General features: G+C 47.7%; 9 protein-coding genes and 1 pseudogene. 5 read left to right on the top strand and 5 right to left on the bottom strand.

Annotation, left to right across the window (positions count from 1 at the left end; genetic code table 11):
- Nucleotides 1-256: 256 nt before the first annotated feature.
- Entirely contained in the window at nucleotides 257-946 is a 690-nt protein-coding gene (gene phoB, locus KBW69_RS06410; RefSeq protein ID WP_257280329.1) for a phosphate regulon transcriptional regulator PhoB, read from the top strand.
- Between the two features lie 41 nt (nucleotides 947-987).
- On the top strand, nucleotides 988-2,307 hold the full coding sequence (phoR, locus tag KBW69_RS06415) for a phosphate regulon sensor histidine kinase PhoR (RefSeq protein WP_257280330.1): 1,320 nt from the start codon (nucleotides 988-990) through the stop codon (nucleotides 2,305-2,307).
- A gap of 189 nt (nucleotides 2,308-2,496) precedes the next feature.
- Here the strand turns inward: phoR and KBW69_RS06420 are convergent, their stop codons facing one another.
- The 4 genes from KBW69_RS06420 to KBW69_RS06435 form a co-directional block, all read right to left on the bottom strand.
- Nucleotides 2,497-2,919, bottom strand: a complete 423-nt coding sequence (locus KBW69_RS06420) for an H-NS histone family protein (RefSeq protein ID WP_257255491.1) — start codon at nucleotides 2,917-2,919, stop codon at nucleotides 2,497-2,499.
- Nucleotides 2,920-3,394: 475 nt separating this feature from the next.
- Entirely contained in the window at nucleotides 3,395-4,930 is a 1,536-nt protein-coding gene (locus KBW69_RS06425; RefSeq protein WP_257274228.1) for a SpoVR family protein, read from the bottom strand.
- Between the two features lie 32 nt (nucleotides 4,931-4,962).
- Nucleotides 4,963-6,240 carry a YeaH/YhbH family protein gene (locus tag KBW69_RS06430; protein WP_257280331.1) on the bottom strand — a complete coding sequence of 426 codons (1,278 nt, stop codon included), beginning with the start codon at nucleotides 6,238-6,240 and terminating at the stop codon, nucleotides 4,963-4,965.
- Between the two features lie 375 nt (nucleotides 6,241-6,615).
- Nucleotides 6,616-8,538, bottom strand: a complete 1,923-nt coding sequence (locus KBW69_RS06435) for a PrkA family serine protein kinase (protein WP_257280332.1) — start codon at nucleotides 8,536-8,538, stop codon at nucleotides 6,616-6,618.
- A gap of 576 nt (nucleotides 8,539-9,114) precedes the next feature.
- Here KBW69_RS06435 and KBW69_RS06440 point away from each other — a divergent pair.
- The 3 genes from KBW69_RS06440 to KBW69_RS06450 all read left to right on the top strand — a co-directional run bounded on the left by KBW69_RS06440 (nucleotide 9,115) and on the right by KBW69_RS06450 (nucleotide 13,238).
- Nucleotides 9,115-10,371, top strand: a complete 1,257-nt coding sequence (locus KBW69_RS06440) for a hypothetical protein (protein ID WP_257280333.1) — start codon at nucleotides 9,115-9,117, stop codon at nucleotides 10,369-10,371.
- A 202-nt stretch (nucleotides 10,372-10,573) separates the two neighbouring features.
- On the top strand, nucleotides 10,574-11,818 hold the full coding sequence (locus KBW69_RS06445) for a hypothetical protein (RefSeq protein ID WP_257280334.1): 1,245 nt from the start codon (nucleotides 10,574-10,576) through the stop codon (nucleotides 11,816-11,818).
- A gap of 202 nt (nucleotides 11,819-12,020) precedes the next feature.
- Entirely contained in the window at nucleotides 12,021-13,238 is a 1,218-nt protein-coding gene (locus tag KBW69_RS06450) for a hypothetical protein (RefSeq protein WP_257280335.1), read from the top strand.
- A 68-nt stretch (nucleotides 13,239-13,306) separates the two neighbouring features.
- Here the strand turns inward: KBW69_RS06450 and KBW69_RS23660 are convergent.
- A pseudogene (locus KBW69_RS23660) lies at nucleotides 13,307-13,396 on the bottom strand (hypothetical protein); the annotation flags it as partial.
- Between the last annotated feature and the right edge of the window lie 125 nt (nucleotides 13,397-13,521).

Here is a 13,521-nt window from a genome sequence, read left to right on the forward strand (position 1 = left end):
AGCTCTTAAGCAATATTTTTGTTTTCAGAGTCTGGTGGCAGTCTGGGGTGTGTCATCTGTCTGTAACATTTCAAAGGTGTAATGTCCGGTGTATAGTGCGGTTGATCAAAGTAATGAGAAGCAGCTCTGAGCGATCAAAACAGCTCTGAGCGATCAAAAAGACATTACCCTTCCGGTAAAGACCCAACGAGCTGCTGCTGACAGATGCCAGAAAGTCACCGCCGAAATCGAATCGACAGATAACAGGTAGAGATTAATGCCAGGAAAGACCATTCTGATCGTAGATGACGAAGCACCGATTCGCGAAATGGTGACTGTTGCTCTGGAAATGGCAGGGTATGATTGTCTTGAGGCAGCTGATGCGAAAGAAGCGCACTCTCTGATCGTGGATAACAAACCAGATTTGATCCTGCTGGACTGGATGTTGCCCGATGTCTCCGGCATAGAACTGGCTCGTCGTCTAAAGCGCAACGAGCTGACTTCTGAAATCCCCATCGTCATGTTGACGGCCAAAGGTGAAGAAGACCACAAAATCCAGGGACTCGAGACCGGAGCCGATGACTATATCACAAAGCCTTTTTCTCCCCGTGAATTGGCTGCTCGTTTAAAAGCAGTTCTTCGCCGTACAGGTGGGTTTGATAATCAGTCTCCCATTGTCATCAACGGGTTGGAACTGGACCCGGTCAGCCACAGGGTCTCCATTGATGGCTCGCCTGCTGAAATAGGACCTACCGAGTACCGTTTGCTGCAGTTTTTCCTGACGCACCAGGAGCGCGCCTATACCCGTGGGCAGTTGTTGGATCAGGTCTGGGGTGGCAATGTTTATGTTGAAGAGCGAACCGTAGATGTACACATACGACGTTTGCGAAAAGCGTTGGGTGATAATTACGAAGCTTTTGTGCAAACTGTTCGTGGTACCGGATATCGTTTCTCAACCAGGGTGTAAACTTTCTATGCTCGTTGGTCAGGCCCCTGGTCGGGAGTAATATGACAACAATTTCAAAAACCCGTTTGCTGAGCCGTATGGTTGCTTACTTGGTTGTTGGGTTTTCCCTGGGCTGGCTAATTGGAGAACCTTTTTTAGGGCTCTGTGTGGTGATGGGAGGTTATTTTGTCTGGAGCTTCCGCCAACTTTTCAAACTACTGGTCTGGCTGAATGATCCCAAGGCCAGGAGCAAAGAACCCCCTGAGAGTAAAGGGTTCTGGGGTGAAATTTTTGATGGTATCTATCGATTACAGAAACAGCACAGTCGCTCCCGGCAAAAGCTGGCCGGAGTGATTGAGCGCGTTCAGGAATCAACTGCTGCGCTTAATGACGGTGTTGTGATGATCGATAATCAGAGTAACCTGGAATGGTGGAATCCTGCTGCTGAAAGCTTGATGGGTCTGAAGACGCCTGACGATAAAGGGCAATTGATTACCAACCTGTTGCGTGATCCAAGGTTTGCTGACTACTTTGAGCAGGGTGGTTATCAAAAAGCTCTTGAGATTCCCTCTCCTGTCAATCCGGATTATCAACTGCAATTTAATATAACGGTGTATGGCAAAGGCAATCGTCTGATGACCGTGAGAGATGTCACGCGTTTGAATCAGCTGGAGGTCATGAGAAAAGACTTTGTTGCTAATGTTTCTCATGAATTGAGAACACCGCTGACAGTTGTGTCCGGGTACCTTGAAACCATGCTGGACAGTCTGGGCCCCGATTCAGGCCTGCCTCCTGTTTGGGAGAAAGCGCTAAACAGGATGCAGGAACAGTCACTGAGAATGCAGAATCTGGTGGCAGACTTGCTGTTGCTGTCCAAGCTGGAGTCGGCCGAAGCTCAGGCAGATGAAAACGGGGTGCATCTTAAAACCATGCTGAACAGCATTGTTGAAGACGGGTGTGCACTCAGTGGCGAAAACCAGCATCAGATTTCACTGGACTGTCCTGAAGATGTCTTTTTGGCTGGCAGTAGCAGTGAGTTACGCAGTGCCTTCTCGAATCTGGTCTTTAATGCTGTGCGCTATACACCGCAAGGTGGCAAGATACATTTGCGCTGGTGGCAGGATAAGGAAGGCGGACATATGATGGTGAAAGATAACGGTGTCGGTATTGACCCCATGCATATTCCCAGGTTGACTGAACGTTTTTACCGGATTGATAAAAGCCGTAGCCAGAGTACCGGAGGAACAGGACTCGGGTTGGCTATCGTCAAGCACGTCATGCTAAGACATGGAGGCAAACTCACTATCAGCAGTCATCCGGGGAAAGGCAGCCGTTTTGTTTGCCATTTCCCGGCAAAATGCCTTGAGCTGGAACACTCATGAAAAAAGCATAAAAGGAGTGGTAGCTCCTTTTATGCTTTTTAGCAGACCACCAAAAAACGATTAATCTTCTGATGGTCTCGTCATTCGAATGGTTTGTTTCTCAGAGTCTGTTACCCTGACTATTGAATGATGTCTGTATTCAAGAAACAGCGGACTGGAGGCGAGTCTGAAATCCTGAAAACGGTCGACTTATTCTTCTTCAACCACGCAGTCCAGACGCTTCTTGCCGGTGCGGTCCAGGTAGCTCTGGAAGTCACGTGGCAGACGGCCTGTGGTAGAGCCATCCCACTGAACGGTGTCTCCCGCTTCAGTTCGGTATTCAAAAGTAAATCTCTGGACATTACGACGACGTTTTGGAGCCGCTACTTCCAGGTGGTCCAGATCATCCATTGAAATGCCACGCTCAGCCATGATTTGCTTAACGGCTTCAATGCTTTTCAGTTTGGCTTGACGCTCTTCGTCAATTTTATTGCGGGCTTCAACTTTCTCCTGCAGTACGTCCTGCATTCTGGAGATGATACGCTCAAGATCTTCAACATGAACATCTTTAAACAGAGAGCGGATCCGTGCTTTACTGCTCAGGCGGTGATGAATTTCTTCAAAAACGTTCATTCAAGGAACTCCCAATTCAGGCCAAATCGGTGGGGTATTAATGATTTTCAACGATGAAAGTGCCTATTTATACAGGAAGCTTTAAATTGATGGAAGCATTTAATGTGCTTTTATGACCTATTCAAATAGATTTAATAACATTTTATGAGTTGATAGGGGCGATTGTACAATAGATAAACAGTTTTGGGTCAATCAGACGTGCTAATGAATTGAATGGTTTTGACTTGATATTGCTTATTTCTTAAAGAACCAGATAGCTAGCTGTGCATTTGGCTCTTTAAGAGTATCGTTATCGATTAAATCTCAGGCTATGGACGTAATCCCCTTTTTTTGCATCGAACAGGAGGTGCATATCCCACTGCCATGACAGTGGGGTATGGGTTATCAATGGATAGGGTACAGGCAGGATTAGATTACTTTTTAATTCTTATTAGTTTTAAATATTAAAAAGAATCTTGTTTGTCTCTCATATCTTTTAGCGAGACTTTTCGGAATCTTTCTTATCTGGACATTGATAGCTTTTGCTGACCTTGTTATCAATGTTAACCGACTCCAGTTTGACATCAAATTGCCAGAGACGATGTACATGCCTGAGTAATTCTTCAGTGCTATTGTCCAACGGGCGTCCCTGATGCTGGTAATGTCTCAGGGTCAGGGTACGGTCGCCACGAACGTCGACGTCAAATACCTGGATATTGGGTTCTCGGTTCCCAAGGTTGTATTGGGCAGCCAGTGACTCCCTTACTTCTTTATATCCGGTGCTGTTATGAATCGCATCGACTTCCAGATAGGATTTGCTGTCGTCATCGAGAATCGAGAAGAGTCTGAGGTCTCTCATGACCTTGGGAGACAGGAATTGTAAAATAAAGCTTTCATCCTTGAAGTTCTGCATCGCAAAGTGCACGGTTTCCAGCCAGTCACTGCCGGCAATGTCCGGGAACCAGTGCTTGTCTTCATCGGTAGGATTTTCACAGATTCTGCGAATATCCTGGAACATACTAAAGCCCAGTGTGTAGGGGTTAATGCCGCTGTAGTGTGGGCTATCAAAAGGAGGCTGGTACACGACGCTGGAGTGAGAGTGCAGGAACTCCAGCATAAAGCCATCGGTGACTTTTCCTTCCTCATAAAGCTCATGGAGAAGATGGTAGTGCCAGAAGCAGGCCCAGCCTTCGTTCATGACCTGGGTTTGGCGTTGAGGGTAATAGTATTGGGACACTTTCCTGACGATTCGCAGCAGTTCACGCTGCCAGGTTTCCAGCAGTGGTGCATTTTTTTCCAGAAAGTAGAGAATGTTTTCTTCCGGGTCTTTGGGAAAGCGTTGAACTTTTTTCTCTTCTTTCTCTTCAGCTTTTGGAATGGTGCTCCAGATGTCGTTCAGGGTTCTCTGAATGTATTCTGCTCTTTCCTGCTGGCGCTCTTTTTCCTGTTCTGCTGATAGTGGTCTTGGGCGCTTATAGCGATTCACACCCTGATTCATAAGAGCATGGGCAGCGTCCAGAACATCTTCAACCGCTTCAACGCCATATTTTTCTTCGCACTCAGCAACATAACGTTTGGCAAACATCAGGTAGTCAATGATGGACTCGGCATCGGTCCAGGTCTGGAACAGATAGTTACTCTTGAAAAAAGAGTTATGACCATAACTGGCATGGGCCAGAACCAGAGCCTGCATGGTCATGGTGTTTTCTTCCATGAGATAAGCAATGCAGGGGTTGGAGTTGATCACAATTTCATAAGCCAGCCCCATGCGGCCACGCTGATAATTCTGCTGGGTATGGAGAAACTGTTTGCCAAAGCTCCAGTGGCTGTACATTAATGGCATACCTGTGGAAGAGTAGGCATCCATCATCTGTTCGGCACTGATGACCTCAATCTGATTCGGGTAAGTGTCCAGCCGGAACTTGTCAGCCAGACGTGCCAGCTCACGGTCGTATTCCTGAATGAGATCAAAAGTCCATTCTGAACCCGTGGAGATGGGTTGTTTCTCTTTAGCCGCTTTCCCCTTGCTCATGGCCGTCACCTCACTCATGACTGATTTATCGCTTATACGGTTTCTTTTTTCTCAAACAGGCGACGGAACACCGGATAAATGTCATTCGGTGTTTTGATTTGCTGCATGGCAAACTGATCGGCGAACTGTTCAGCTATGCTTTCGTATTCACGCCACAGGTTCTGGTGAGCCCGGTCGGTGATTTCGACGTAGGAAAAATATTGAACCTTTGACATGATCTGTTCAGTCAGAATTTTGGAGCAAACGCTGGAATCCCCTTCCCAGTTATCGCCATCGGAAGCCTGAGCAACATAAATGTTCCAGTCCACCGGATTGTAACGGTTATTGATAATGTCGCGGGTCATTTCCAAGGCACTGGACACAATGGTTCCGCCGGTTTCCCGGGAATAAAAGAAGTCATCCTCATCGACTTCCTTCGCGGCAGTGTGGTGCCTAATAAAGACGACTTCGATCTGTTTGTAATTACGTTGCAGGAACAGATAGAGCAGGATGAAAAAGCGCTTGGCCATGTCTTTGATTTCCTGTGTCATGGAGCCGGAGACATCCATGACACAAAACATCACAGCCTTGTTACTGGGGCTGGGAACTTTGATCAGGTTGTTGTACTTGAGATCAAAGTCATCAATAAAGGGCAGCTTTTTCAGCTTGCCATTGAGCTCTTTAATCTTCTCACGAAGTTCTTCAACCAATTGAGTATTGGTCTCCTCCGGACTGACTTCCAGCTCACGAAGCTGTCGCCTTAACGCTCTTACTTCTTTGCGGGCACCACCACCCAGGGCAATTCTTCGAGCATGAGCTGATCTCAGGGAGCGAACAATGTTCAAGCGATCAGGAGAACCTTCACTGGTGTAACCTGCGTGCTTCATTTTGAACTCAGTGGCATCCTGAAGCTGCTTTCGAACCAGGTTTGGCAGCTCAAGGTCGTCAAACATGTGATTCAGAAACTCTTCATGGTTGATCTGGAAGCTGAACTCATCCATACCTTCGCCAGAGTTACCGGCTTTGCCTCGACCTGAACCCTGGCCAGAACCACCGGATGGACGTTTGATTCTGTCGCCTGAAACAAACTCCTTATTACCGGGATGAACCTGTTTGTAGCGGCCACCCTGACCATGCTGAAAACGGGGTTCGGACAGATCCTTGGTGGGAATGGTGACCTGGCTGCCTGATTCCACATCCGTAATGGAGCGTTTGTTAACCGCTTCAGAAACCGCTTTTTTAATGTGCTTCCGGTATCTGTCCAGGAAACGCTGTCGATTGACAGTACTTTTGTTTTTCCCGTTCAGACGTCGATCAATAATAATGCTCATTCGCACGCTCCCTGTCTGTTATGACACAGAACATTTCATGATTTCTATGTCGCCAGTTTTGAACGGCCTGTTCAAAACCTTGTTATTCCAATACCTGTTTTTCCATGACTTTTTTGTTTACAGCTTTCTTCGCTCATGGCTGTTTTCGCTCATGGCTGTATTAGTTATCGGAATAGGGTGACATTTTGCCACCGTTTTTTGTTTATTTTGGCTCCGTAAGCCAGCTTCTGACATTCATCAGTCACTGTCGGAGCGATCTCGAAATCATTTTTTGATCACTTTTTCTGCCCGTCCACGGACGTTGACCGGAGATCTAAATGATCAAAGAATAATTCCATTAAACAGGGCCTGCGACAGCGTCGCAGGCCTGACATTTTACTGCGACTTTCTAACCCTGATATACCATTCAGCCAGCAGTCTCACCTGCTTCTCGGTATAGCCTCTTTCAACCATGCGTTTCACAAACTCGTTGTGTTTGCGCTGGTCTTCGTTACTGCTCTTGGCATTGAATGAAATGACAGGCAGAAGGTCTTCAGTATTTGAGAACATTTTCTTCTCGATCACGGTGCGCATTTTCTCGTAGCTGGACCAGCTTGGGTTTTTTCCCTGATTGTTGGCCCGGGCTCTGAGCACAAAGTTCACCACTTCATTACGGAAGTCTTTCGGATTAGCAATGCTGGCGGCCTTCTCAATCTTTTCCAGCTCTTCGTTGATTGAAGCTCGATCGAGTATGTCTCCGGTTTCCGGATCACGGTATTCCTGATCCTGAATCCAGAAGTCAGCGTAGGTGATGTAGCGGTCGAAGATATTTTGCCCGTACTCAGAGTATGACTCGAGGTAAGCAGTTTGAATTTCCTTGCCCAGGAACTCGATGTATTTCGGCGCCAGGAATTCCTTAACATAACGCAGATAGCGTTCATGGATTTCTTTCGGGAATTGCTGCTGTTCTATCTGCTGTTCCAGTACATAGAGCATGTGAACCGGGTTTGCTGCCACTTCGGTAGGGTCAAAGTTAAAGACTTTTGAGAGAATTTTGAAAGCAAAACGGGTTGAGAGTCCTTCCATGCCCTCGTCCACGCCAGCAGCATCTTTGTATTCCTGAAGCGGCTTGGCATTAGGGTCGGTGTCCTTCAAGCTTTCACCGTCATAGACTCGCATCTTCGAATAAACGTTGGAGTTTTCGGGTTCCTTGACTCGAGACAGAACCGAGAACTGGGCCAGCATCTTCAGCGTATCGGGTGCGCAGGGCGCTTCTCTCAGGGAGCTGCTGGAAAGCAGTTTCTCATAAATCAGAATCTCTTCTTTCACCCTTGTGCAATAGGGCACTTTGACAATGTTAACCCGGTCAATAAAGGCTTCGTTGGTTTTATTATTCTTGAAGGTTTGCCATTCTGATTCGTTGGAGTGAGCAAGGATGACACCGTTGAAAGGAATCGCGCCCATCCCTTCGGTACTGTTGTAATTACCTTCCTGAGTGGCAGTCAGCAGCGGGTGGAGGACTTTAATGGGGGCCTTGAACATCTCCACGAATTCCATCAGCCCCTGGTTGGCACGGCAGAGTGCGCCGGAGAAGCTGTAAGCATCCGGATCATCCTGCGAATACTCTTCCAGCTGACGGATATCCACCTTACCCACCAGGCTGGAAATATCCTGGTTGTTTTCATCACCGGGTTCGGTCTTGGCTATGGCTACCTGGTTAAGAATGCTGGGGTGGAGTTTGACAATCTTGAACTTGGTAATGTCACCACCAAACTCGTTAAGACGCTTCACTGCCCAGGGTGACATGATGCCACCCAGATAACGTTTAGGAATGCCGTATTCCTGAGTCAGAATGTCACCATCCTCTTCTGCATTGAACAGATTCAAGGGTGATTCAAAAACCGGTGAACCCTTGATGGCATAAAAAGGTTGCTTTTGCATCAGGGCTTTCAGTTTTTCCGCCAGAGAGGATTTACCGCCACCTACCGGACCCAGCAAATAAAGAATCTGTTTCTTTTCTTCCAGTCCCTGGGCCGCATGCTTGAAGTAGGAAACAATTTGTTCAATGGCTTCTTCCATGCCATAGAATTCTTCAAAGGCAGGATAACGCTTGATCAGTTTGTTGGAAAAAATACGACTGAGGCGAGAGTCCCGGGAGGTGTCTGTCATCTGTGGTTCGCCAATGGCCATCAGCATTCTTTCTGCTGCATTGGCATAGGCTCCGGGGTCATCTTTACAGAGGTCGAGGTACTCCTGAATGGTGAGCTCTTCCTGCTGCGTGGATTGGAATCGCTCCTGGTAGTGGTTAAATATATCCATATTGTGCCCTGCCCTGTCTGATGTTCGGATTCAACAGCCGTATCGGGAGGCGCCCCTTTTTTTCGACTGTCTCAAGATCAGTACATTGGCCACTCTTATGATTGAAGAGAGTCAGTATAGAAAGTGGCCCGGGCTGGCAGCCGTCCATTGGCTGACATCATGGAAAGCTCAACTAAAACCTGGAAGCCTGATCAGGAATTTTTTTATTCCCGGTCAGTCTCCTGTTCGTTGACTCAAACACAATGGCAGGAAAAGTCCAACCCATTAGATTTTATAATGTGGAGTTTTTAATCAATCTGCAATAGCTGTCGTCGGGTTTAGTACAGAAAATAGCGATTTTTTTTCTGCACTCAAAAAAATGCACTGAGCTTTTGTGGTTTGTGACAGTTTTGCCACCTTTGCATAAATTAAAATTATACGACTTAGTTCATGTAAAAGATTTGCAGCCAAATACTTCTGAATCAGGAGCTGATAACTGCCTTAATGGCACCGCACTTTGTAGTTAGGGAAATTTTCATTCATAGCTTCGCCGAGGGGCTATATTTCCTATTCACCCAATTTTTCCGGGAAATTATTATGAAAAAGTCATTCAATCTCTTTCCGTTACTTTTGTGTTTGTTTTATTCGACGGCACAGGCCAGCCTCCCCCCACAAAATGATTTTGATTTCCTTGAGCCTTTTAATAACAACGCACTGGTTGCAAACGGGCCTGAGTTAACGAAAAGCATTGCCGGGCTCTCTGTGTCTACCCTGCTGAACCTGGGTATCTGGTGGGGTGTTTGTAAAACAGCGGGAACAGTCACCGGGCTTTCAAACACAGATAATCTGGCTGAAACGGATACAGGGGAGCTGGAGAATTCGCAAACGGATTTCTGTCTGCAGCTGGCGTCCGTGATGACTGCCGCCGAAGTGGCGCTGGCCGGGCAGGTGTCTCCCTGGCCCATGGAGCGCTGGTGGAAACCTCTGTATTCTGCCGGTGCAGGAATGGCAGCTTATGTCGCTATTGCCCAAACAAGGGAGCTCGTACCTGTCCCAGTCCCAGTCTTGACCTACTTTGCGTCAGCAGCGGTAACAAGAACTATAGCCAGCACTATGTCGGTGTTAATTCTAAGAAAAATGAACGCAAGGGATATTACAACTGAATGGTATGCGACTGGGAAATACGTATTATCTGCGCTTAGTATGGTTATTGCAGGCAGTGTCGCCTACGAAGCTATGGTCCATAAAGGCTTGAATCCAACAAAAGGGGGTCTTGCTTCTGTTGTCAGCGCAGCGATTTTAGTGACCCTCTCGAGAATTATTTCAGGGTTAATAATTGATGTGGACGGACAGATAAAGACCAGAGCCCTGGGCCGAGTCGTAGCCGAAACCATATACTTAGCTGCAGTTACAGCCTTGGTCTCAGCCGGAGCCACAGCCGTAAACATTATCGGAGCTGAAACCGGAGCTCAATCCGGAGTTCCATCTCTATCCGGATCCGTAGCTTCAATCGGAGCTTTAGTCGGAGCTTTAGTCGGATCCGTAGCCGGACTCCGAGAAGGAGCCGAAGTCAAAGACGAATCTGAACCCGGAGTGCTAGTCGGAGTTGTAGCCACAGCCCTGGGTGGAGTCGGAACCTTGCTTATGTTGGGACGCTCGCAGATAACCTCAAACAACCCGGTTATCCAGGCCGGTGTCACTATGGCGCCCGCGTTGGCTTTCGCTGTTATCAATAGTTTTTCAAACTACGCTGTTTATGGCTATCCACTGGAACAAAGCTTTTCAGAGACCGGCTGGACTCAGTGGAAAAAGTTCTATGCGCCCCTGGATTATTTCTCGACTCTGTTTAAATGACAGACCTCACTGTCTGCGACTGAATCAGCGGTGAACTCTGGCAGCTAATGGCTGTTTCAGTGGCTGTGCTCAAGGCGCAGCTTGTTGGAAGCATTTGATAGCTGCTTTATTTGCACCGCGCCTTGTAGTTAAGGATATCGTCATTCATAGCTTCGCCGAGGGGCTATATTTCCTATTCACCCAATTTTTCCGGGAAATTATTATGAAAAAGTCATTCAATCTCTTTCCGTTACTTTTGTGTTTGTTTTATTCGACGGCACAGGCCAGCCTCCCCCCACAAAATGATTTTGATTTCCTTGAGCCTTTTAATAACAACGCACTGGTTGCAAACGGGCCTGAGTTAACGAAAAGCATTGCCGGGCTCTCTGTGTCTACCCTGCTGAACCTGGGTATCTGGTGGGGTGTTTGTAAAACAGCGGGAACAGTCACCGGGCTTTCAAACACAGATAATCTGGCTGAAACGGATACAGGGGAGCTGGAGAATTCGCAAACGGATTTCTGTCTGCAGCTGGCGTCCGTGATGACTGCCGCCGAAGTGGCGCTGGCCGGGCAGGTGTCTCCCTGGCCCATGGAGCGCTGGTGGAAACCTCTGTATTCTGCCGGTGCAGGAATGGCAGCTTATGTCGCTATTGCCCAAACAAGGGAGTTCGTACCTGTCCCCCCAGTCTTGACCTACTTTGCGTCAGCAGCGGTAACAAGAACTATAGCCAGCACTATGTCGGTGTTAATTCTAAGAAAAATGAACGCAAGGGATATTACAACTGAATGGTATGTGGCTGGGCAATACCCAATATTATCTGCGCTTAGTATAGTTATTGCAGGCAGTGTCGCCTACGAAGCTATGGTCCATAAAGGCATCAGTTTAACAAGAAGGATTCTTGCTTCTGTTGTCAGCACAGCGACTTTAGTTACTCTCTCGAGAATTATTTCAGGGTTAATAATTGATGTGGACGGACAGACAAACACCAGAGTCCCGGCCCGAGTCACAGCCGAAATCATATACTTAGCCTCAGTCACAGCCGTGGTCTCAGCCGTAAACTTAATCGGAGCTGAAACCGCAGCTCAATCCGAAGCTCCATCTCTATCCGGATCCGTAGCTTCAATCGGAGCTTTAGTCGGAGCTTTAGTCGGATCCGTAGCCGGACTCAGAGAAGGAGCCGAAGTCAAAGACGAATCTGAACCCGGAGTGCTAGTCGGAGTTGTAGCCACAGCCCTGGGTGGATTCGGAACCTTGCTTATGTTGGGACGCTCGCAGATAACCTCAAACAACCCGGTTATCCAGGCCGGTGTCACTATGGCGCCCGCGTTGGCTTTCGCTGTTATCAATAGTTTTTCAAACTACGCTGTTTATGGCTATCCACTGGAACAAAGCTTTTCAGAGACCAGCTGGACTCAGTGGAAAAAGTTCTATGCGCCCCTGGATTATTTCTCGACTCTGTTTAAATGACAGACCTGACTGTCAGCGACTGAATCAGCGGTGAACTCTGGCAGCTAATGGCTGTTTCAGTGGCTGTGCCCAAGGCGCAGCTTGTTGGAAGCATCTGATAGCTGCTTTATTTGTACCGCGCCTTGTAGTTGAGGATATCGTCATTCATCGCTCCATTCAGGATCTATATTTCCTGTTCAGTCACTGTATCCGGGAAATCACCATGAAAAAGTTATTCAACCTGTTTCCGTTATTTTTGTGGTTGCTTTATTCGACGGCACAGGCCAGCCCCACCTCACAAAATGATTTTGATTTTCTTGAGCCTTTTAATGACACTGCACTGGTGGCGAATGGGCTTGAGTTGACAGGAAGCATTGCTGGAGTTTCTTTGTCTACCCTGCTCAATCTGGGTGTATGGTGGGGTGTCTGTAAAACAGCGGGAATATTCTCCGGGCTTTCAAGAACCTATGATCTGGCTGAATCGGATACAAAGGAGCTGGAGGCGTTGAAAACGGATTTCTGTTGGCAACTGGCACCCGTGATGACCACCGCCGAAGTGGCGCTGGCTGGGCATGTGTCTCCCTGGCCCCTGAAGCAGTGGTGGTGGAAACCCCAGTATTTTATCGGTGCCGGAATGGCAGGTTATGCCGCTGTTGCGAAAACGAGGGAGCTCGTACCTGTCGCAGTGTTGACCTACTTTGCGTCAGAAGCGATATCAAGAACTGGAACGGGAGCTATTTCGGCGCTAATCCTGAGAAAAATGGGCGCAAGGGATATTTCAACTGAATCGTATGCGGTTTGGCAATACCCAATGTTGTCGTTAATTAATGGGGTTATCGTGGGGACTGTCGGTTATGAGGCCATGATCTATAAAGGCCATAGTCCAGTAAAAGCGACGCTTGCTTCCGTGTTCAGCGCATTGATTGTGGGTACCCTCTCGGGAGTTTTATCACTGTTAACAGTTGATGCGGGCAAAGGACAGACACCGTGCGGAGTCTTGGCCGCAGCCGTAGGTTGGTCCGGAGGCGCAGCGGCACTTGTACCCACAGCCGTAACCAAAGGCGGAACCGGAACCATAGCAGGAGCTGTAACCAAAGCTGGAGCTATAGTCACTGCCATAGCCGGAGCCGGGGCCGGAGCCTTGGCAGGAGCAGGAGCAGGAGCTGGATTTGTAGTCGTAACCTTCACCGGAGGCTCAGCCGCAGTTCTGGGTGGAGTCGGAGCCTTGCTTATATTGGTCAGTTCGAAGAAAATCTCAGACAACCGGGATGTCCAGGCCCTTCTCACTTTTGCGCCTGCGTTGGTTTTCGCTGTTATCAATAGTCTTTCAAACTACGCTGTTTATGGCCATCCACTGGAAGAAGGCTTTTCAGAGACCGTCTGGACTCAGTGGAAAAAGTTCTATGCGCCCCTGGATTATCTCTCGACTCTGTTTAACTGACAGATTCAACTTTCATGTTTTTCAAATAAATAATCGGCTTTTACCCATTGGCAAAAGCCGATATAAGATCATTCGGATAATTTCTGAAGCATACAATGCAAGAAACGGGTGGCTTCTCCACCAGTAACTGCCCGATGATCAAAGGTCAGGGAGATAGTGACACTTTTTTCATCATGGTATAAATTAAAATTATACGACTAATTCCATATAAAAGATTTGCAGCCAAATACACTGGCTCATGGAGCCGACTTATTCCCGCATTTTATAGTTAAAGATATTGTCA

Origin of the sequence: Endozoicomonas sp. ISHI1 (assembly GCF_024606225.1) — a bacterium.
Classification (GTDB): domain Bacteria; phylum Pseudomonadota; class Gammaproteobacteria; order Pseudomonadales; family Endozoicomonadaceae; genus Endozoicomonas_A.